Source organism: Microbacterium sp. KRD172 (genome assembly GCF_017168295.1).
GTDB lineage: Bacteria > Actinomycetota > Actinomycetes > Actinomycetales > Microbacteriaceae > Microbacterium > Microbacterium profundi.
In genome coordinates this window covers 1,500,808-1,520,263 of record NZ_JABFAS010000002.1, presented here as the reverse complement: position 1 = coordinate 1,520,263, position 19,456 = coordinate 1,500,808, and the positions used below count along the sequence as shown (strand labels likewise).

The 19,456-nt window shown below is 66.0% G+C and carries 20 protein-coding genes, 1 tRNA gene and 1 pseudogene; 6 read left to right on the top strand and 16 right to left on the bottom strand.

Going from position 1 to position 19,456, the window contains the following annotated elements:
• Positions 1 to 15 precede the first annotated feature (15 nt).
• Together def and J1M43_RS07655 are read left to right on the top strand one after the other, a co-directional pair.
• Positions 16 to 582 carry a peptide deformylase gene (def, locus tag J1M43_RS07660; protein WP_084595871.1) on the top strand — a complete coding sequence of 189 codons (567 nt, stop codon included), beginning with the start codon at positions 16 to 18 and terminating at the stop codon, positions 580 to 582.
• A gap of 119 nt (positions 583 to 701) precedes the next feature.
• Positions 702 to 1,244 carry a septum formation family protein gene (locus J1M43_RS07655; RefSeq protein ID WP_206476417.1) on the top strand — a complete coding sequence of 181 codons (543 nt, stop codon included), beginning with the start codon at positions 702 to 704 and terminating at the stop codon, positions 1,242 to 1,244.
• Positions 1,245 to 1,366: 122 nt separating this feature from the next.
• Here J1M43_RS07655 and J1M43_RS07650 read toward each other — a convergent pair.
• From J1M43_RS07650 to dusB, 5 genes are all read right to left on the bottom strand, one after another.
• Positions 1,367 to 1,442: transfer RNA gene (locus J1M43_RS07650), tRNA-Asn, on the bottom strand.
• Positions 1,443 to 1,535: 93 nt separating this feature from the next.
• On the bottom strand, positions 1,536 to 2,312 hold the full coding sequence (locus J1M43_RS07645) for an ATP-binding cassette domain-containing protein (RefSeq protein WP_033107254.1): 777 nt from the start codon (positions 2,310 to 2,312) through the stop codon (positions 1,536 to 1,538).
• A gap of 36 nt (positions 2,313 to 2,348) precedes the next feature.
• Positions 2,349 to 4,211, bottom strand: a complete 1,863-nt coding sequence (gene dnaG, locus J1M43_RS07640; RefSeq protein ID WP_206476416.1) for a DNA primase — start codon at positions 4,209 to 4,211, stop codon at positions 2,349 to 2,351.
• Positions 4,211 to 5,620 (bottom strand): deoxyguanosinetriphosphate triphosphohydrolase, encoded by a 1,410-nt coding sequence (locus J1M43_RS07635; protein ID WP_374058518.1) that lies wholly within the window; start codon positions 5,618 to 5,620, stop codon positions 4,211 to 4,213. The genes dnaG and J1M43_RS07635 overlap by 1 nt, the downstream gene beginning before the upstream one ends.
• Positions 5,610 to 6,764 carry a tRNA dihydrouridine synthase DusB gene (gene dusB / locus J1M43_RS07630; RefSeq protein ID WP_206476414.1) on the bottom strand — a complete coding sequence of 385 codons (1,155 nt, stop codon included), beginning with the start codon at positions 6,762 to 6,764 and terminating at the stop codon, positions 5,610 to 5,612. Before dusB ends, J1M43_RS07635 begins: the two co-directional genes overlap by 11 nt.
• Before the next feature lie 61 nt (positions 6,765 to 6,825).
• Between dusB and J1M43_RS07625 the strand changes: the two genes are divergently transcribed.
• On the top strand, positions 6,826 to 7,320 hold the full coding sequence (locus J1M43_RS07625; protein WP_206476413.1) for a glutathione peroxidase: 495 nt from the start codon (positions 6,826 to 6,828) through the stop codon (positions 7,318 to 7,320).
• On the opposite strand, the gene J1M43_RS07620 is transcribed toward J1M43_RS07625, so the two are convergent.
• Positions 7,317 to 8,018, bottom strand: a complete 702-nt coding sequence (locus tag J1M43_RS07620) for a DsbA family protein (RefSeq protein ID WP_206476412.1) — start codon at positions 8,016 to 8,018, stop codon at positions 7,317 to 7,319. The genes J1M43_RS07625 and J1M43_RS07620 overlap by 4 nt on opposite strands.
• Before the next feature lie 52 nt (positions 8,019 to 8,070).
• Between J1M43_RS07620 and J1M43_RS07615 the strand changes: the two genes are divergently transcribed.
• Together J1M43_RS07615 and J1M43_RS07610 are read left to right on the top strand one after the other, a co-directional pair.
• A complete protein-coding gene (locus J1M43_RS07615; protein ID WP_206476411.1) occupies positions 8,071 to 8,625 on the top strand; it encodes an AAA family ATPase in 555 nt (184 codons plus the stop codon).
• Positions 8,622 to 9,242 (top strand): AAA family ATPase, encoded by a 621-nt coding sequence (locus J1M43_RS07610; protein WP_241245206.1) that lies wholly within the window; start codon positions 8,622 to 8,624, stop codon positions 9,240 to 9,242. Before J1M43_RS07615 ends, J1M43_RS07610 begins: the two co-directional genes overlap by 4 nt.
• On the opposite strand, the gene J1M43_RS07605 is transcribed toward J1M43_RS07610, so the two are convergent.
• Complete coding sequence (locus J1M43_RS07605) at positions 9,188 to 9,985, bottom strand: isoprenyl transferase (protein ID WP_206476410.1); 798 nt, start codon at positions 9,983 to 9,985, stop codon at positions 9,188 to 9,190. The two genes, J1M43_RS07610 and J1M43_RS07605, sit on opposite strands and share 55 nt — an antisense overlap.
• Entirely contained in the window at positions 9,982 to 10,725 is a 744-nt protein-coding gene (gene recO / locus J1M43_RS07600) for a DNA repair protein RecO (protein WP_206476409.1), read from the bottom strand. Before recO ends, J1M43_RS07605 begins: the two co-directional genes overlap by 4 nt.
• A 36-nt stretch (positions 10,726 to 10,761) precedes the next feature.
• On the opposite strand from recO, the gene J1M43_RS07595 reads away from it, so the two are divergent.
• Complete coding sequence (locus tag J1M43_RS07595) at positions 10,762 to 11,448, top strand: trimeric intracellular cation channel family protein (RefSeq protein WP_033107263.1); 687 nt, start codon at positions 10,762 to 10,764, stop codon at positions 11,446 to 11,448.
• 7 nt (positions 11,449 to 11,455) lie between these two features.
• Here the strand turns inward: J1M43_RS07595 and leuA are convergent, their stop codons facing one another.
• The 8 genes and pseudogenes from leuA to J1M43_RS07560 all read right to left on the bottom strand — a co-directional run bounded on the left by leuA (position 11,456) and on the right by J1M43_RS07560 (position 19,418).
• Positions 11,456 to 13,210 carry a 2-isopropylmalate synthase gene (gene leuA / locus J1M43_RS07590; protein WP_206476408.1) on the bottom strand — a complete coding sequence of 585 codons (1,755 nt, stop codon included), beginning with the start codon at positions 13,208 to 13,210 and terminating at the stop codon, positions 11,456 to 11,458.
• Positions 13,211 to 13,679: 469 nt separating this feature from the next.
• Complete coding sequence (locus J1M43_RS07585) at positions 13,680 to 14,339, bottom strand: zinc-binding dehydrogenase (RefSeq protein WP_307823319.1); 660 nt, start codon at positions 14,337 to 14,339, stop codon at positions 13,680 to 13,682.
• Between the two features lie 27 nt (positions 14,340 to 14,366).
• A complete protein-coding gene (locus J1M43_RS16715) occupies positions 14,367 to 14,972 on the bottom strand; it encodes a hypothetical protein (protein ID WP_241245529.1) in 606 nt (201 codons plus the stop codon).
• A 6-nt stretch (positions 14,973 to 14,978) separates the two neighbouring features.
• A pseudogene (locus tag J1M43_RS16710) lies at positions 14,979 to 15,674 on the bottom strand (Fic family protein); the annotation flags it as partial.
• A 66-nt stretch (positions 15,675 to 15,740) separates the two neighbouring features.
• Positions 15,741 to 16,637: a GTPase Era gene (gene era, locus J1M43_RS07575; RefSeq protein WP_206476406.1), complete on the bottom strand. Its 897-nt coding sequence runs from the start codon at positions 16,635 to 16,637 to the stop codon at positions 15,741 to 15,743.
• Positions 16,634 to 17,920: a hemolysin family protein gene (locus J1M43_RS07570; RefSeq protein ID WP_206476405.1), complete on the bottom strand. Its 1,287-nt coding sequence runs from the start codon at positions 17,918 to 17,920 to the stop codon at positions 16,634 to 16,636. Before J1M43_RS07570 ends, era begins: the two co-directional genes overlap by 4 nt.
• Complete coding sequence (ybeY, locus tag J1M43_RS07565; protein ID WP_033107268.1) at positions 17,917 to 18,378, bottom strand: rRNA maturation RNase YbeY; 462 nt, start codon at positions 18,376 to 18,378, stop codon at positions 17,917 to 17,919. The genes J1M43_RS07570 and ybeY overlap by 4 nt, the downstream gene beginning before the upstream one ends.
• Positions 18,372 to 19,418: a PhoH family protein gene (locus J1M43_RS07560; protein ID WP_084595888.1), complete on the bottom strand. Its 1,047-nt coding sequence runs from the start codon at positions 19,416 to 19,418 to the stop codon at positions 18,372 to 18,374. Before J1M43_RS07560 ends, ybeY begins: the two co-directional genes overlap by 7 nt.
• Between the last annotated feature and the right edge of the window lie 38 nt (positions 19,419 to 19,456).

Sequence of the window (19,456 nt, the reverse complement as noted above, 5' to 3'; positions counted from 1 at the left end):
CAGTAGGGTTGTGGCGTGGCTGTTCTACCGATTCGCATCATGGGCGATACCGTTCTGCACTCCCCCGCATCGCCCGTCGCCGAGATCGATGACGAGGTCCGCACTCTCGTCGCCGACATGTTCGAGACCATGGACACAGCTCCTGGGGTCGGCCTCGCCGCTCCCCAGGTCGGCGTGGCTCTTCGCATCTACACGTATTCGTATGTGGACGATGACGACCAGCCGTGGCGCGGCGTGCTCATCAACCCGGTGCTGTGGATGTCTCCCCCTGAGCCCGGCCCCCCCGACCCGGACGAGGAGTCCGAGGGCTGCCTGTCCTTCCCCGGTGAGCGGTTCCCACTGCGCCGTGCCGACCGAGTGCTGGTGACCGGTCTGGACCTCGACGGCGCGGCGGTGCGCATCGAGGTGGACGGATGGCGGGCCCGCATCATGCAGCACGAGTTCGATCATCTCGACGGCATCCTCTACATCGATCGACTGTCCGACGGCGATTGGAAGACCGTCCAGAAGATCGCGCGCAAACGCGGATGGGGCAAGCCCGGTGCGAGCTGGATGCCCGGAGTCGACGACCTCGAAGCCTGAGCGCATACAGCTTCTGCATAACCCATTCAAAGTTGCGTCTCAGGTTCAGTGTCAGTACCGTTCCCGTGGGGCGGGCCATCAGTGTCCGTTGACGGACGATTCCTCGGAGGGGAACTCACATGATGAAACTGCGCAACCGGCGCGCGCTCGCACTGGCAGGAACGGCGCTCGCGCTCAGCATCGCGCTCAGCGGCTGCAGCGCGCTCAACAACCTCATCGTGGGCGTCAGCAATGACGCTCAGCGCGATGAAGAGACCGGCGAGGTCACCGAGGGATCGAACATCGACATCTTCTCCCTCAAGGTGGGTGATTGCATGCCGACGAGCGACACCACCGGCGAGATCACCGATGCCGATGTCGTTCCTTGCTCCGAGCCGCACGCGGACGAGGTCTTCTTCGAGTTCGACCTCGCCGAGGGCGACCTTCCCACCGAGGAAGAGATCACCGCAGAGGTCGAGGCGCAGTGCGTGCCCGCGTTCAGCGAGTTCGTCGGCATCGACTACTACGACTCCGCCCTCGATTTCTGGTGGCTCACCCCCACCGAGGACACCTGGACGCAGGCGGACGACCGTCTCGTGCAGTGCGTGATCTACGAGCCGGACCCCGCCGACCCGAAGCTTTCGCTCGATGTGACCGGCACGCTCAGAGGCGCCGCACGCTGATCAGCGGCTGATTCGCGCAAGAGGCTCCGTCCGATCGGGCGGAGCCTCTTGCGCATGCCTGCCGTACGGGCACAACACCGCACGAATGCAGAAAGCCCCGTACAAGACGGGGCCTTCTGATCTGGCTCCCCAAATTGGACTCGAACCAATAACCTGCCGATTAACAGTCGGCTGCTCTGCCAATTGAGCTATTGGGGATCAGGCGATGTCGCCGAAGCAACTCCACAATCTTAGCAAACCCCCGAGGGTGCTCGTGACACCCGCCGCCCTGCTCGGGCGTGTCGAGTCGGGTCAGCGGCCGAGCGAATCCGCCTCGCCGTTGGGCACCCAGAGCAGGTCCTTGCCGACGCCCCGCGCCACCACGTGACCGGCACGCAGCATCAGCGTCTCGGCATTGAGCTCACGGATGAACGCCGCATCGTTCGTGACGAGCAGCGCTCCCATCCCCTGCCCGTTGCGGCGCCTGGTGATCGCGTCGAACACGACCGGCCGCACTTCGAGATCGAGATTCGCGAGCGGCTCGTCGGCGATGAGCACCCGCGGCTCGAGGACGAAGGCCCGTGCGATCGCAACCCGCTGACGCATGCCGGCGCTGAGCTCGTACGGGAACTTCGCCGCCGTGCCGAGCGGCAGATGCAACTCGTCCAACAGCGTCGCGATGCGGATCGAGAGCGCCTTGCTGTTGACGCGCTTCTCGCGGATGAGGATCGGCTCTGCGATCACTTCACTCACCGTGAGCGTCGGCGGAAGATCGGCGCCGGCACCCTGAGGGATGAACCCGGTGAGGTATGTCAGCTCGCGATGCCGCCGACCGGGCTTTCGCACGTTCACGCCGCAGACTTCGGCGGTGCCGCCGACGATGCGCACCGATGGGTCCGTGGAACCCGCGAGAGCCGCGACCAGCGTGGACTTGCCGGATCCGGTGGGACCGGCGACGCAGATCAGGTCGCCGGGAGAGAGCGCGAAGGTGACTCCGTCGACGGCGCGCGTGGGGGCTCCGTGCCCGATCCGATCGATGACCAGATCGAAGCAGTCGATCACGTTCGAGGAGTGTTGCCTTCGGGACATAGGTTCCATCCTCCCCCGAATCGGCCTTACGGTCCGTTACGACTCGGTGAAGCGCTGGCGCTCGATGTCGAGATCGCGCAGGCGCATGCGCAATGCCCGGCCGCCGTCCGAATCCGCAGGCACTCTCTGCACAGCGCCGAGCAGCTCGTTCTTCTCCCGATCGAGGTTGCGCAGGATCATGCGCCGGAACAGATCCGCCGTCGATCTGGCCGCCCCCTCCTCATCGCGTGCCGGGAACGGCGACATCAGCAGCTCCCCGGCGAGCAAGCGGTACGGCTCGCGCACCGCGTTGACAGCATCCATCGCCCATCCGACGCGCGTACGGTCGGATGCGGCGACGACGACTTCGCGGATCGCTTCCAACGCCGGGTGGCGGAACGGCACCTCGAATGCGCGCGCCAGCGTGGCCTGATCGATCTGATGCCCGTACTGCAGGGCTCCCATCATCGCGCCGCGCTCGAGTGCGACGTCGGCCGTGCGCGGCAGGCTCGCCAGCGTCACGGGTGCGACTGCCGTCGGCTCCGAACCCGCCGGCACAGCCTCTGCCGGTTCGCGTCGTGCAGGAGCGTGGTTCGCTCCTGCACGACCAGCACGCTCCACCTCGGCGCGCACCTCGGTCGGGTCCATGCCCAGACGTCGGGCGAGCACCCGCTCGTACCCTGGGCGCAGCAGGCGATCGCGGATCTCGGCCACGATCGGTGCTGCCGCTCGCAGCGCGCCGACCTGCCCCTCGACGGTGGCGAGGTCGAAACCGCTGAGTCTGCGGTCGATCGCGAACTCGAACATCGGCACCTTGGCGTCCATGAGCCCACGCACCGCAGCGTCGCCGCGCTGCAGCCTCAGATCGCACGGATCGAGACCGTTCGGGGCCACGGCGACGAAGGTCTGCGCGTTGAAGCGGTCATCCTCTGTGAAGGCGCGCAGCGCCGCCTTCTGGCCCGCCTCGTCGCCGTCGAACGTGAACACGACCTCCCCCGAGGCGTTGTCGTCGCCCATCACACGGCGCAGAACCTTGATGTGCTCCGCGCCGAACGCCGTGCCACAGGTCGCGACAGCTGTGGTCAGACCCGCAAGGTGGCACGCCATGACGTCGGTGTACCCCTCGACGACCACGACGCGTCGCGGATCGCCTCGAGAGATGTCGCGCTTGGCCAGGTCGAGCCCGTAGAGCACCTGGGCCTTCTTGTAGATGATCGTCTCGGGAGTGTTCAGGTACTTCGGCCCCTGGTCGTCGTCATACAGCTTGCGGGCGCCGAAGCCGATGGTCTGTCCTGTGACATCGCGGATCGGCCAGACCAGCCGTCCGCGGAATCTGTCGTACACCCCGCGCTGTCCCTGTGACACGAGTCCGGCCGCGAGCAGCTCGTCGCGCGTGAATCCCTGCGCGGTGAGGGCCTTCATCATCCCTTCCCATCCGCGCGGCGCGTAGCCGACGCCGAAATGGGCTGCGGCACCGGCGTCGAAGCCGCGTTCTCCGAGGAACTTCCGGCCGGTCTCCGCTTCGGCCGACAGCAGTTGGCCGCGGAAGAACTCGGCTGCCGCGGTGTTCGCCGCGTACAGGCGGCTGCGGCCGCTGTTCTCCGGTGCCGACCCGCCGTCCTCGTAGTGCAGGGTGTAGCCGATGCGTCCCGCGAGGCGCTCGACCGCCTCGGTGAAGCTGACGTGATCCATCTCCCGCAGGAACGAGTACACGTCGCCGGATTCTCCGCAGCCGAAGCAGTGGTAATAGCCGACCTGCGGGCGCACGTGGAAGCTGGGGCTCTTCTCGTCGTGGAACGGGCAGAGCCCCTTGAGCGAGCCGACGCCGGCCGACTTCAATGCGACGCGTTCTCCGACGATGTCGCCGATGTTGGTGCGCGACTTCACCTCATCGACGTCTGCCTGGCGGATCCTCGGCATCAGTTCGCCCTTTCGGCGAGTGCCCGTTCGTCCTCGTGCACGCCGGAGCGCTGCCTAACATGACGCGGGGACCAGATGCCGACCTCAGCAGGGTCGACGTCGCCGACGAGCCTGCTGTGCCAATCCAGGGCCGTCTGATCCGTCAGGCTGGCGATCTGGTCGACGACCACTCGCGCGCGCTGCGCATCCGTCTCCGCGTCGTGGAAGTCCGCAGCGAAGGCGGGCTCGAGCACATCTGCTCCCGCGGTCCACAGCGCATCGGTCGACCAGAGTGCATCGGCAAGGCGCTTGAGCACGCGTCGCTGCTCCTTGTAGACGCCCTTGCGGGCCTCGATCGTCACGATCGCCTGTCCCATGATGCCCTTGAGTACGGCGATCTCCGCCTCCACCACCCGCGGCACGACGACGTGCGCGCTGTACCGGGCGAGCGCCGGGCCCCGATAGGTCTCACGCGTCGCGGCGACGGCGGCGCGCGCGAAGCGGCCGATCAGGTCGCTGGTGAGGTTCTTGAGCCCGGCGAGATCGCGGCGTGAGCGGTCGAAGGACTTCAGCCACATCGGCTGGCTCGTCAGGCGGTAGAGAGCGTCGGCGAGCTCTTCCCTGGTGAAGTCGTACCCGACCCATTGCTGCACGCGCCCGACCAGCGCATCGTGTTGCTTCGGGTTCGACAGCGTGGCCACATCGAGGTAGCCGTTGACGATCGCGTCTTCGAAGTCGTGCACGGAATAGGCGATGTCATCGGAGAGATCCATGATCTCCGCCTCGATGCAGCGCAGACGCCCAGGTGCGTCCTCGCGCATCCAGCGGAACACGTCCTCATCCTCGGGATACACGCCGAACTTCAGACGTCCGCCGGGATCGGGGACGGGGCTGTCGACCGTCCACGGATACTTGCAGGTCGCGTCGAGACTCGCCCGTGTGAGGTTCAGGCCGACGGAGTGGCCATCGTCGTCGAGGACCTTCGCCTCCAGTCGGGTGAGGATGCGCAGTGACTGCGCGTTGCCCTCGAACCCGCCGATCGGCTCCGCCCATTCGTTCAGGGCGCGTTCGCCGTTGTGGCCGAACGGCGGATGCCCCAGATCGTGACTGAGGCAGGCGGTGTCGACGACGTCGGCCGAGACGCCGAGAGCCCCGGCGAGTTCTCGGCCGACCTGCGCGACCTCGAGCGAGTGCGTCAGCCGATTGCGGGCGAAGTCGGCGGTGCTCGCAGGGCTCAGCACCTGCGTCTTCGCCGCCAGACGGCGCAGGCCGGCCGAGTGCAGCACTCTGGCACGATCTCGGGCGAAGTCATCACGCTCTGAGCGGTGCTGCTCACTGACGAAGCGCGCCGTGTCGCGCGCGTCGTAGCCGTCGATCCGCGCACCGCCAAACGCTGCGACAGGCTCAGCGGTCGAAGGATCAACCACCACTGTTCTCGATCTCCGCGCCGCGCAGCATCTCGCCGGTGTCGGCGGCCACATCGCGTGAGTCCAGCCACTTGTCGGGCAGAGCAGGGCGCTTCGGGCGACCGGCACGACCGCGCTGACCCTCGGCATCCGCTCCGGGATACGGCGCATCACGGTCGAGCTGACCGAGCAGGTCATCGATGTGGGCGAGGCTCTGCGCAGTGGCGAGGCCGGTGCGCACGTCACTGCCGACCGGATAGCCCTTGAAGTACCATGCGACGTGCTTGCGGATGTCGCGGCATCCGTGATCCTCGTCCTCGAGGAACTCGACCAGCAGCTGCGCATGCCGGCGGAAGGCATCGGCGACGAAACCGAGGGTGGCGTCGACCGGTCGAGACTCGGCGCCGAACGCTGCGGCGAGATCGCCGAACAGCCACGGGCGGCCCAGGCATCCGCGCCCGACGACGACGCCGTCGCAGTCGGTCTCGGCCATCATCCGCACGGCGTCATCGGCCGACCAGATGTCGCCGTTTCCGAGCACCGGGATGCTCGTGACAGCCTGCTTCAACTCGCCGATCGCGTTCCAGTCGGCGTGGCCGGAGTAGAACTCGCTCGCGGTGCGGGCATGCAGCGCGACGGCAGCGGCACCGGCGTCTTCGGCGGCGCGCCCGGCGTCGAGGAACGTGAGGTGGTCGGCATCGATGCCCTTGCGCATCTTCACCGTCAGCGGGATGTCTCCGGCCGCCTTGACCGCCTGATCGACGATCTCGGCGAACAGACCGGTCTTCCACGGCAGCGCCGCTCCCCCGCCCTTGCGGGTGACCTTGGGAACGGGGCATCCGAAGTTCAAGTCGACATGGTCGGCGTGATCTTCCGCCACGATGATGCGCACGGCCTCGGCGATGGTCTTCGGGTCGACGCCGTAGAGCTGGATCGACCGCGGCGTCTCGCTCTCGTGGTGACGGATGAGCCGCATCGTCGTGTCGTTGCGCTCCACCAGGGCGCGAGACGTGATCATCTCGCTGACGTAGAGGCCGGCGCCGTACTCGCGGCACAGGAGGCGGAACGCGGTGTTGGTGATGCCCGCCATGGGTGCGAGCACGACCGGCACGTCGAGGTCGATCGGGCCGATGCGCAGGGCGCGAGCGGGGGCGGAAGCGAGAGTCATATCCCTTCCATTCTCCCATCCCCACGGCCCTCGGCGCCGCACCGCGTCTTAGGCTGTGGATATGACTGAAACCAGCGTGCGCCAGATCCCCTTCACCGATGCCACGGGCGCTGAGAAGACGCTCGACGACCTGGGGGCCGACGTTCTGCTCGTCGTCAATGTGGCGTCGAAATGCGGTCTCACGCCGCAGTACGAGCAGCTCGAGCAGCTGCAGCGCACCTACGGCGACCGCGGCTTCAGCGTCGTCGGGTTCCCGAGCAACCAGTTCATGGGGCAGGAGCCCGGTTCAGTGGAACAGATCCTGGAGTTCTGCTCCACCACGTACGGCGTGACCTTCCCCGTGAACGACAAGGTCAAGGTCAACGGCAGGAACGCCACCGAGCTCTACAAGGCGCTCAAGGAGACTCCGGATGCCGGCGGCAAGGCCGGCCGCGTCGAGTGGAACTTCGAGAAGTTCCTGGTGCTGCCTGACGGTTCGGTCAAGCGCTTCCGTCCGAAGCAGAAGCCGGACGCCCCCGAGATCGTCGAGGCGATCGAGGGCGCCCTGGTCCGCTAGACCGCGGCTTCTTCCTGATCCGCCGGTGCGGATTCGCCCTCGCTGCGCTTCGCCCAGAGGTCTCGCAGCACGTTCTCGAACGTGGCCGGCGGCTGTGCGCCCGAGATGCCGTACTGACCGTCGATCACGAAGAACGGCACGCCCTGGATGCCGTAGGCACGGGCCTGCGCCTGGTCCTGACGGACATCCGGGAGGTGCTTCTCACTCTCGAGCGCCGCGCGAGCCTCATCGGCGTCGAGGCCGACCTCGACCGCCAGTTCGATCAGGTCGTCGATGCGCCCGACATGCTTGCCCTCGGTGAAGTACGCCGACATCAGGCGCTCCTCCATCTCGTGCTGCAGATCGTTCGCCTTCGCATGGTGCAGCAGTTCGTGCGCCTTGACCGTGTTCGTGTGCTTCAGCAGATCGAAGCGGTACTCCAGGCCGGCGTTCTTCGCGATGCCGGTCACGTTGTCGAGCATGCCCACCACCTGGTCACGGGGCATGCCCTTGTGGCCGGCGAGGAAGTCGATCTCGTCTCCGTCGAAGTCGACAGGAGTGTCGGGCGAGAGTTCGAACGAGTGGAAGGTGACGGTGACCTTCGGAGCGTCTTCGTCGGCGGCGACCGCCGCAAGACCTGTTTCGAGGTTGCGCTTGCCGATGTAGCACCACGGGCAGGCGATGTCGGACCAGATGTCAATCGAGATAGGTTGGCTCACCTCAGTGGGAACCTTCTCGGACCCGCCAGTATTCCGTTGATAGCATCTTCGGATGCTCTCAGCCGACGATCCGCTCCCCTTCCAGCCGGAGCGCGTGCTGATCGCCGGCGTCACCGGCTCCGGGAAGACCACGCTCGCTCGGCGGATCGCGGCCCGTTGGAATCTCCCGCACCAAGAGCTCGACGCGTTGTTCCATGGACCCGACTGGACACCGCGTCCGGAGTTCCTCGACGACGCGCGCGCGTTCGCAGCGACGCAGCGCTGGGTCACCGAATGGCAGTACACCTCGAAGGGCACGAACGAGATACTCCCCCAGCGTGCTGAGCTGCTGGTGTGGCTGGACTACCCGTACGGCGTCGCACGCCGACGACTCATCCGTCGCACGTGGAAGCGTCGCATCCTCCGCACGACGCTCTGGAACGGCAACGTCGAGCCGAACCTGTGGCATGCGCTCACCGTGCGCGGTGACGAGAACATCCTCGACTGGCAGCGCCGCACCCGCCACAAGTGGAGCGAGCGGATGCCGCAGATCGAAGCAGAGCATCCGCATCTGACGATCCTGCGGCTGCGGCACCCTCGCGAGGCCGATGCCTGGATGTCGAGATGACCACTCGTCTGCGCTCAGCCGAAGACCCGCTCCCCTTCCAGCCAGAGCGCGTACTGATCGCCGGGGTCACCGGCTCGGGGAAGACGACACTCGCACGCCGTGTGGCGGAGATCTGGGCGCTCGAGCACATCGAGATCGATTCGCTCTTCCACGGCCCGGATTGGACCCCGCGCCCTGAATTCCTCGACGATGTGCGGGCTTTTGCCGCGACGGAGCGCTGGATCACCGAGTGGCAGTACACCTCCAAGGGCACCGATGACATCATGACGCCGCGCGCGCAACTCGCGCTATGGCTCGATTACCCCTACCGGGTGGTGCGCTCCCGGTTGATCCGCCGCACGCTCGGTCGCAGCATCCTGCGCACCGAGATGTACAACGGCAACGTCGAGAAGCCCGTCTGGAAGCTGCTGGCGACCCGCGAACCCGAGGAGAACATCCTCGCGTGGCAGACGAAGACGCTGGGGTATTGGACGGCGAAGATGCCGGACGTCCGAGAGCGATTCCCCCATCTCACGATCGTGCGTCTCACGCACCCGCGCGAGACGGAACGCTGGCTGAGGGCTCAGGCCGAGGGTGCGTCCACCGCACCGCCGAAGCGGCGATCGCGCGACACGTAGATCTCGATCGCGCGCCACAGCTCCTGACGCGAGAAGTCGGGCCAGAGCGTGTCGAGGAAGACCATCTCCGCATAAGCGGACTGCCAGAGCAGGAAGTTCGACGTGCGCTGCTCCCCTGAACTGCGCAGGAACAGGTCGACGTCCGGCAACTCGGGCACATACAGCTGACGGCCGATCATCTTCTCGGTGATCGCCTTGGGCTTCAACCGCCCCGCGGCCACCTCGCCCGCAAGGGAGCGCATGGCATCGACCAGTTCGACCCGGCCGCCGTAGTTGACGCACATCGTGAGGGTCAGCACGTCGTTGTCCTTCGTGAGCTCCTCCGCGCGCTGGAGCTCCTTGATCACAGATCCCCACAGTCGCGGTTTCCGCCCCGCCCAGCGGATGCGCACGCCCCACTCGTTGAGCTGATCGCGCCGGCGATGCAGCACGTCGCGGTTGTATCCCATCAGGAAGCGCACCTCCTCGGGCGAGCGAGCCCAGTTCTCGGTCGAGAACGCGTAGACCGACAGATGCTTCACACCGGCCTGGACGGCGCCGGCGACGACGTCAAGCAGCACCTCTTCACCGGCTTTGTGCCCCTCGATGCGGGTGAGGCCCTGCTTGTTCGCCCAGCGGCCGTTGCCATCCATCACGATCGCCACGTGCTCGGGCACCTTGGCGAACACGGGCGGATGCACACCGGTCCAATCGAGCGGGCGGTACGCGACAGCGTCCTTGTGCGTGTACGGCTTCGGAGTCAACGAAAGTCCTCTCGAGACGAGTCAAAGACGTGGGCGAGCGAGCGGATGCCGCGTTCCAGATGGAACTGCGCGTATGCCGACACGAGCCCGGAAGCGGCGGCGGTCTCGGCGTGCGGCGCCGCATCCACGGCATCCCACTCCCCCTGCATGAGGGCGCGCAGCAACTGCAGCGTCGACTGCGAGACGCGAGGGCTGCCGGCGGGAGCGCAGTTCGTGCACACGAGGCCACCCAGTTGCCCGATGAAGTGCGTGTGCGGGCCCGGCGTGGCGCAGCGCGCGCAATCGCTCAGCGAAGGAGCCCAGCCCGAGAGCGCCATGACACGCAGCAGATAGGAATCCAGGATGCTGCGCGGGGCGTGCTCGCCACGGGAGAGTGCGCGAAGGCCCCCGACGAGCAGCAGGTACTGCTCCGGCGTCGCCTCCGCGTCGCTGAGACGGTCGGCGGTCTCGACCATGGCGTTCGCCGAGGTGAAGCGATCGTAGTGCGCAGCGATCTCCGCACCGTATGCGCCGAGGGACTCCGCCTGCTGCACGATGTCGAGCGATCGACCCTGGTACAGCTGCAGGTCGGCGACCATGAAAGGCTCCAGCCGGGAGCCGAACTTCGACGAGGTGCGCCGCACACCCTTGGCGACGGCACGGATCTTGCCGTTGCGCCGAGACAGCATGGTGACGATCCGATCCGCCTCACCGAGCTTGTGAGTGCGCAGGATCACCGCTTCGTCTCGATAGGTGGGCACTGTCCGATTATCCTCCGTCCACGACACAATGGTCGTGTGACCGAACCGCTCTTCACCATTCCGCTCTGGGCGGACCTTCTCGGCGTCGGCCTCGGCGGAATCCAGGGCGCGATGTTCGCCTCGGGGTTCCGGGGCCAGCGCCGACTCGACCTGCTCGGGGTTGCGATCATCGGCATCCTGATCGGGATGGGCGGAGGTCTCATCCGTGATCTGCTGCTGGGGCAGCCACCGGCGACGCTGCAGAACAACTGGTATCTCATCGCCGCCGGTGGTGCTGCCATCATCGGCATGCTGCTTGCCGGTCTCCTGAACCGGGCGAACGCCGTCATCGTGGGTCTCGATGCCGTCGTCATCGGAATGTTCGGTGCTTTTGGCACCAGCAAGGCAATCGGTCTGGGTGTTCCGCCCGTGCCTGCGGTCTTCATCGGCGTATGCGCCGCTGTAGGCGGCAGCATCCTGCGCGACGTCATCATGGGGCTGCCCGTCGCAATCATGCACGTCGGCTCGCTCTACGCCGTCGCCGCCCTTCTCGGATGCAGTGTGATCGTCACGGTGCACGCCTTCGGCGTGAGCATCACGATCGCCGGCGTCATCGGGCTGGTCGTGACGGCGGTGATCCGCGTGCTGGCCGTGATCTTCGACGTGTCGCTCCCGGAGCAGCGCCGCCTCTACCGCCGCAAGGTGGCGGCAGAGACCGGCGCCATCCCGATCGTGAAGCCCTAGGGTCGCTCTAGGCGGTCGCGAGTTCCGGCTGGCGGGTGCGGATCGAGCGGTTCACGCCCGACACGATCGCCTTCAGGCTCGCCGTGGAGATGTCGCCGTCCACCCCGACGCCCCACAGTCGCTGGTCGCCCACCTGGAGCTCGACGTAGGCAGCGGCCTGCGCGTCGCCCCCTGAGCTGAGAGCGTGCTCGACGTAGTCGTAGACCGTGATGTCGAAGCCCTGCGCGCGCAGCACCTCGACGAACGCGGCGACCGGCCCGTTGCCCTCGCCCGAGACGGCGTACTGCCGCTCCTCGTCGCGGAGGGTCACATCGAGCACCACCTCGCCAGACATGTCGCTGCGCGTCTGCGTCGCGAGCAGCTCGAAGCGGCCCCACTTCGCGTCGGCGTCGTCGGACGGCAGGTACTCGTCGTTGAAGATCGACCAGATCTGATCGCTCGTGACCTCGCCGCCCTCGGCGTCCGTCTTGGACTGCACGACGCCGGAGAACTCGATCTGGAGCTTGCGCGGCAGGTCGATCGCGTGATCGGTCTTGAGCAGATACGCGACGCCCCCCTTGCCGGACTGGGAGTTCACCCGGATGACGGCCTCATAGGAGCGACCGAGATCCTTCGGGTCGATCGGCAGGTACGGTACGGCCCACTCGATCTCGTCGACCGTCTTGCCTGCGGCCGCAGCCTCGGCGGCCATCGCCTCGAAGCCCTTCTTGATCGCGTCCTGATGCGAGCCGCTGAAGGCGGTGAAGACCAGGTCGCCGGCCCACGGGCTGCGCTCCGGCACCGGCAGCTGGTTGCAGTACTCGACCGTGCGCTTGACCTGGTCGATGTCGCTGAAGTCGATCTGCGGGTCGATGCCCTGCGTGAACAGGTTGATGCCCAGCGCGACGAGGTCGACATTGCCGGTGCGCTCGCCGTTGCCGAACAGGCAGCCCTCGATGCGGTCGGCACCGGCCATGTACCCGAGCTCGGCCGCGGCGATCGCCGTACCACGGTCGTTGTGAGGGTGCAGCGACAAGATGATGTTCTCGCGGTGGGCGAGACGGCGGCTCATCCACTCGATCGAGTCGGCGTAGACGTTCGGCGAAGCCATCTCCACCGTGGCGGGCAGGTTGATGATGACCTTGCGCTCCGGCGTCGGCTCGAACACCTCGATCACCTGGTTGCAGATGTCGAGGGCGAACTCGAGCTCGGTGCCGGTGTAGCTCTCCGGCGAGTACTCGTAGTACACCTGCGTCTCGGGGACGCGCTTCTCATACTCGCGGCACAACCGTGCGCCCTCGAGTGCGATGTCGATGATGCCCTGCTTGTCGGTGCGGAACACGACGTCGCGCTGCAGGATGCTGGTGGAGTTGTACAGGTGCACGATGGCCTGCTTCGCACCGGCGATCGACTCGTAGGTGCGCTCGATCAGGTGCTCACGCGCCTGGGTCAGCACCTGGATCGTGACGTCATCGGGAATGAGATCCTCTTCGATGAGCTGCCGCACGAAATCGAAGTCGGTCTGGCTCGCCGACGGGAACCCGACCTCGATCTCCTTGTAGCCCATGTCGACGAGCAGCTGGAACATGACGCGCTTGCGCTCTGGTGACATCGGGTCGATGAGCGCCTGGTTGCCGTCACGCAGATCGACCGCGCACCAGCGGGGTGCTTCGGTGATGCGCTTGGACGGCCAGGTGCGATCGGGAAGATCGACGGTGATCAGCTCGTGGAACGGCCGGTACTTGTGGATCGGCATCGCGGACGGGCGCTGGGAGTTCTGCATGATGGGCTTCTTCTCTTCGTCAAAATGATCGGGCCAACACAAGCGCCGCGACGAGGAAGGCCCTAGTTTGAGGACTCGTCGCGGCAGCTAAGAAGAAGCAGACCAGCGAAATGCATGACGCCATGCTAGCAGGCGAGAGGGGAATATCCGCACCGGCGGATGAGCGAATCTCTCAGGAGGCGACGGTGATGAGCTCAAGACCGGGAAAGCGCGAGAATCCCCGGTCTGCCGTGAGGAGCGGGATGCCGCGAGACACCACGTCAGCGCGGCGTTCACCGCCCTTCATCGACTGAAACGAACGAGTCCACCCCCCAGTTCTGCTCGTACGATCATCGACGCGGAGTACTCCTCGTGTTGAGAACCTCCACCGCGCCTTCACTTCTGTGACTGAATGTTCGACATCGTCTCTGAGCGGGATCACACGCATGCGCGCACGATTGTGCACAGTCACCACGGCGCCGGTCTCCGCCTAAGCGATCGGGTTCCCGGCATGTCCCTCGGCAAGGAACCTGGTCGCCTCCAGCGCCCGCGACAGCGGATACGTGCGAGACACCGGTACTTCCAGCATTCCGCGCCCGGCGAGATCTACGAGCTCACCGCGGATGCTATCGCGAAAACCGGAACTGTCCGGTGCCGAGCCGACGATCCAACGCAATCCTTCCGCGCGGGCGCGACCCGCCGCTGCGATCGTGACGATGCGCTCCCGGTCGGCGACGAGCTCCAGCGACACGTCGATCGCTTCGTCGGTGCCCACGGCATCCAGCGCTGCGGCGAACTCACCGCCGGCAGCATCACGCGCACGGTCGGCGAGTCCTTCGCCATACATGATCGGGGTGCCCCCGAATCGGCGCACCTCGTCGAATCGGGACTCACTTGCGGTACCGATGACGTGAATGCCGCGGTGCGCGGCCTGCTGCAGCACGCTGACGCCGACGGCCCCTGATGCGCCGTGCAGCAGAATAGTCTCGCCGGCCGCCGCGTGGGTGACGGCGAGCATCTCGGTCGCGGTGGTGCCGGCGAGCAGGAGGTTTGCCGCGGCCGCATGCGTGAGTGCGGCCGGCTTCGCGAAGGCCTTCTCAGCGGGGATCGTGATCTCCGTGGCGTAGCCGCCGCTGACGCGGAAGGCCACGACCTCGTCGCCTATCTGCGCAGGCCATCACTGTTCCCGATTCTTCCTGCGTAGGACACCCACGTGCTCGGCGTCCGGGACTGGCGGTCCCGATCTTGGTCGGCGGTTCTCGATGTCACCAGCCCCGACGCGATTGCCGCGTTCTGTCAGCGCCACAAGCGCCAGATGCCGATCGGCCGTCCAGCAGACGAGCTTGCCCTTGTGATCGGTGCTGCGTCCGAGGATCCCGGCATCAGCGAGCTCCGTCAGTGCTTTGTGCACGGCTGCGATCGAGACCTCATGACGCACCGCGGCGGTGGTCACGGTGAGCACAGGGTTCGAGGCAAGGTCATCGACGATGCGTAGAACGACGGCCCCCTTTCGCGGCGCGGCCGGCGAAATCCCACGTGTCGTTCGAAAGTCGATCAACGTGCGCATCGTCTCCTGTTGCAACCTCTCGATATCCCCGTACAACTGGATCGCATTCTCGGCTGCCTGTACAGCAGCCGCTGAGAATCCGACGATCCAGTCGTCGAGGCGCTGAGGTTTCGAACGAAACGCGCCAAGGCCTGAAATATAGGCGTTCGAGTCACCGGCGAACACGGTACTGATCGGCACCAAGATGTTTCGCAGTGCATCGCTGCGGCGCAGCACCGTGTGAATCAGCGCGCGTCCGGTGCGCCCGTTCCCATCGACGAACGGGTGGATCGTCTCGAACTGCGCATGTGCGATCGCGGCCCTGACAACCGCATTTCCTTCAGTCGAGGTGAGAAAACGCGCAAGGTCGTCGACAAGTCGAGGAACCTCCGATTCAGGAGGAGGCACGAAGTCCGCACGGAGCGGACTCCATCCCGCGCCCCCCACCCAGTTCTGCTCGCGTCGCAGTCCTGGCTCCAATGACGGTTCGATGACATGCTGCAGTCGCTCTATGTCCACGACTGTGATCGGTTGGCGTCGATCCGACAGGATCGCTATCGCATCTTCAGTGGCTCGAACGTTGGCCACGACTTCGAGCGCGATGCGCGAACCTTGCCGCAACAGCTCGGCGACAGCCAACCGCTTCGGTGTGATGCGGTTGCCCTCGATCCACGACGAGGAGATGCTTTCTGAGCGGATCAAGAGGTGGTTCAGGTTTCCGCCTTGAGCCGAGATACGCTCATCGGCTCGCGCAAGAACGGCGAGAGCATCCTCTGCCGCCTCTCGAGCCTCGGGTCCGAGTTCGGGAAGAGCGCTGCCGAGTTCGTCGGGCACATACGCGAGATAACGACCGGGAGCACGATCACGTCGGCTGAGCTGTCCGTGTTCCGCGGACTGCCACAGTCTTTCGACGAACGTGCCCACATCAGCTCCAGCCATTTGAAATCCGTATAAATCAACTTTACGGTATTTAAAGTTGATTTAACGGTTGATTCGTCCAGCTTGTCAGAAACCCAGGCGTCCCAGCTGCTTCGGGTCGCGCTGCCATTCTTTCGCGACCTTCACATGCAGTGCGAGGAAGACCCGCGTGCCGAGCAGGTCTTCGATGCTGACACGTGCCCGCTTTCCGACATCCGCCAGTCGCTTGCCCTTGTGTCCGATGATGATCGCCTTCTGGCTGTCGCGCTCGACGACGATCTGCGCGTGCACGTCGGTGAGGTCGCTGTTCTCGCGCGGCGCCACGTCATCGATGACGACCGCGATCGAGTGCGGCAACTCGTCGCGCACACCCTCCAGAGCGGCCTCGCGGATCATCTCCGCGATCCGGTCCTCCTGCGACTCGTCGGTCGTGATCCCCTCCGGGTACAGCGCCGGCCCCTTCGGCATCATCGACAGCATCTCATCGGTGAGCACGTCGAGCTGCTCACGTGTGAGCGCGGACAGCGGAATGACGGCTGCCCAGTCCTCCCGCAGGGCATCGACCTCGATGAGCCGCTCGGTGATCTGCTTGTGGTCGGCGATATCGGTCTTCGTGACGATCGCGACCTTCTTCGCCCGCGCGTAGCCGTCCAACGACGCCGCGATGCGACGGTCGCCGGGCCCGACCTTCTCGGTCGCCGGCACGCAGAAACCGATCACATCGACGTCGCCGAGCACCTGCTCCACGAGATCGTTGAGGCGCTCGCCGAGCAGGGTGCGAGGCTTGTGGATCCCGGGGGTGTCGACGATCACGAGCTGACCGCCAGGGCGGTTCAGGATGCCGCGGATCGCGCGCCTGGTCGTCTGCGGCTTCTCGCTGGTGATGGCGATCTTCTCGCCGACCAGAGCGTTCGTCAGAGTGGACTTTCCGACGTTGGGACGCCCGACGAAGGTCGCGAATCCGCTGCGGAAGGTGTCAGTCATCGTGTGTCTCCATCGTGCGTCTCTTCACCGGCGCCGGCGGCGCGTTCCACGAACACCGTGGCGATGCCCCTGCCCCGGCCGCGCGACGCGCCGCCGGTCAGTGTCAGTCCGTCGATCGTGGCGGTCACGCCGGGCTGAGGGATCTGGTCCACGGCCTTGCCGAGCAGACCGCCGATCGAATCCACGTCCTCGTCCTCGAGTTCGATGCCGAACAGGTCGCCGACGTCGTCCAGCGACAATCGGGCGCTGACGCGGTAGCGGCCCTCGCCCATCTCCACCACCTCGGCGGCGGCATGGTCGTACTCGTCGGAGATCTCGCCCACGAGCTCTTCGATCAGGTCTTCCAAGGTGACGAGTCCGGAGATGCCGCCATGCTCGTCGATCACGAGGCACACGTGCACGGCATCGCGCTTCATCTGCTGCAACAGCGTCTCGGCGCGCATCGATTCCGGCACGAACGTGGCCGGCCTCGCGATCGGGCGGATGGATGCTGCGCGCCACGCACTGTCGTCGCGATACGCGAACTGCACCAGGTCTTTGAGATACAGCACGCCGACAACGTCGTCCGCGTCGTCGTCGACCACCGGCATCCGGGAGACGCCACGCTGCAAGAACAGCGCCATCGCCTCGCTGTTGGTGGCCTCAGCGTCCACCGTCACCATCTCGGTGCGAGGAACCATGACCGCACGCACGAACTGGTCGGTGAAATCGAAGACCGAGTGGATCAGATCGCGGTCGTCCTCCTCGATCAGGTCGTTCGATGCTGCTTCGTCGACCATGCTGAGGAGCTGGTCCTCATTGGCGAACGAGCTGCGTCCGGTGCCGGGCGTGACCTTGTTGCCGAGGACGACGAGGCCCTGGGCGATCGGACCGAGGATCAGGCGCAGAGCACGGACGATCGAGGCGGTCCCGCGGATCATCGCTTCCGAGCGCTGCCGTCCGAACGTTCGCGGACTCGCGCCGACGAGGACGAAGGTGATCCCCGTCATGAGGACCGCGGCTGCGAGCATCGCCCACCAGAGATTCTCGAACATGATCGTGAACGCGACCGTGACGAGAACTGCGGCGGTCACCTCGACGATGACACGGATGAAGGCGATCGCGTTGACGTGCGCATCGAGGTCGTCGGCGATGCGGGCGAGCGCCTGCGCTCTGCGGCCCTCCGTGGCCATCTCTGCGAGATCGCCACGGGAGGTGACGCTGTAGGCGGCGTCGATGGCTGCCATCAGGCCGCCGAACGCCACCAGCAGAACGGCGGCGACAAGGAGGAGGATCTCGGTCATCGGCCGCGTTCGGCGCGTGCGAATCCCTGGATCAGCTCCTTCTGCAGCCCGAACATCTCACGCTCCTCTTCGGGTTCGGCATGGTCGTATCCGAGCAGGTGCAGCAGCCCGTGCGTGGTGAGGAGGATGAGCTCGTCCATCAGAGAGTGACCGGCGGCCTGAGCCTGGGCCTCTGCGACCTGCGGGCAGAGCACGATGTCGCCGAGAAGGCCCGCAGGCGTCGGGCGGTCTTCCGTGCCCGGTCGCAGCTCGTCCATCGGGAAACTGAGCACGTCGGTCGGGCCCGGCTCGTCCATCCACTGCACGTGGAGAGCTTCCATCGCGCCCTCGTCGACGAGCACGATAGCGACCTCGGCATCGGCGCTGACATGCAGCTGAGCGAGATTGAAGTCGGTGAGCCGCTGGAGCACCGTCTCGTCGACGTCGATGGCCGACTCGTTGTTGATCTCGATCATGATGAGTGTCCTCGTTTCGGCGAACGGTCCCTCGGCCCTGGGCGCAGCCCACCGCGACGTTCCGTCCGAGCATCCGGTCCCTGAGCCTGTCGAAGGGCGTGCGCCTGCTCGCGTTCCACCCGCTGTGCGGTGCGCTGCTCGTCGTACTCGCTGTAGGCGTCGACGATCCTGCCGACCAGGGAATGACGCACGACATCGGCGCTGGTGAGCCGGGAGAAGTGGATGTCCTCGATGTCGTCCAGCACGCGGGTGACGAGGCGAAGGCCCGAAGCGCCCTGTGGCAGGTCGACCTGGGTGATGTCTCCGGTGACGACCATCTTCGTGCCGAATCCGAGACGGGTCAGGAACATCTTCATCTGCTCCGGCGTGGTGTTCTGTGCCTCGTCGAGCACGACGAAGGAGTCGTTGAGCGTTCGTCCGCGCATGTACGCGAGGGGTGCCACCTCGATCGTGCCCGTGGCCATCAGGCGCGGGACGACGTCGGGATCCATCATCTCATTGAGGGCGTCGTAGAGCGGGCGCAGATACGGGTCGATCTTGTCGTTCAACGTGCCGGGAAGGAACCCGAGTCGCTCCCCCGCCTCCACGGCGGGACGAGTGAGGATGATGCGCGTGACCTCTTTGCGCTGGAGGGCCTGCACGGCCTTCGCCATCGCGAGGTACGTCTTGCCGGTTCCGGCGGGGCCGATGCCGAAGACGATCGTGTTCTCCTCGATCGCGTCGACGTACTCCTTCTGCCCCATGGTCTTCGGCCGGATCACGCGGCCCCTGGTCGACAGGATCGCTTCGCCGAGAACCTCGCTCGGCCTGGGACCACCTTCCTGGCGGAGCATGCGCGCGGAACTCTCGACGTCGCTGGGAGCGAGGTCGTAGCCTTCTCTTGTCATCGTGAGCAGTTCCTCCACGAGGTTCTTGGCCGCGGCGACGGGTTCCCGGTCGCCGGTGAGGGTGATCTCATTGCCGCGGACGAGCACCTGCACGTCCGGATGCTGCTTCTCGAGCATCTTCAGCAGGCGGTCCTGGGGCCCGAGCAGCCTCACCATGGCGATGCCGTCGACGTAGATCTTCTCGACGGTCGGGG

Coding starts and splice junctions, on each gene's coding strand:
- J1M43_RS07655 (WP_206476417.1), top strand. CDS start 702: ATGATGAAACTGCGCAACCGGCGCGCGCTCGCACTGGCAGGAACGGCG.
- J1M43_RS07645 (WP_033107254.1), bottom strand. CDS start 2,312: ATGTCCCGAAGGCAACACTCCTCGAACGTGATCGACTGCTTCGATCTG.
- dnaG (WP_206476416.1), bottom strand. CDS start 4,211: ATGCCGAGGATCCGCCAGGCAGACGTCGATGAGGTGAAGTCGCGCACC.
- dusB (WP_206476414.1), bottom strand. CDS start 6,764: ATGACTCTCGCTTCCGCCCCCGCTCGCGCCCTGCGCATCGGCCCGATC.
- J1M43_RS07625 (WP_206476413.1), top strand. CDS start 6,826: ATGACTGAAACCAGCGTGCGCCAGATCCCCTTCACCGATGCCACGGGC.
- J1M43_RS07615 (WP_206476411.1), top strand. CDS start 8,071: ATGCTCTCAGCCGACGATCCGCTCCCCTTCCAGCCGGAGCGCGTGCTG.
- J1M43_RS07610 (WP_241245206.1), top strand. CDS start 8,622: ATGACCACTCGTCTGCGCTCAGCCGAAGACCCGCTCCCCTTCCAGCCA.
- leuA (WP_206476408.1), bottom strand. CDS start 13,210: ATGCAGAACTCCCAGCGCCCGTCCGCGATGCCGATCCACAAGTACCGG.
- era (WP_206476406.1), bottom strand. CDS start 16,637: ATGACTGACACCTTCCGCAGCGGATTCGCGACCTTCGTCGGGCGTCCC.
- J1M43_RS07570 (WP_206476405.1), bottom strand. CDS start 17,920: ATGACCGAGATCCTCCTCCTTGTCGCCGCCGTTCTGCTGGTGGCGTTC.
- J1M43_RS07560 (WP_084595888.1), bottom strand. CDS start 19,418: ATGGTGAGGCTGCTCGGGCCCCAGGACCGCCTGCTGAAGATGCTCGAG.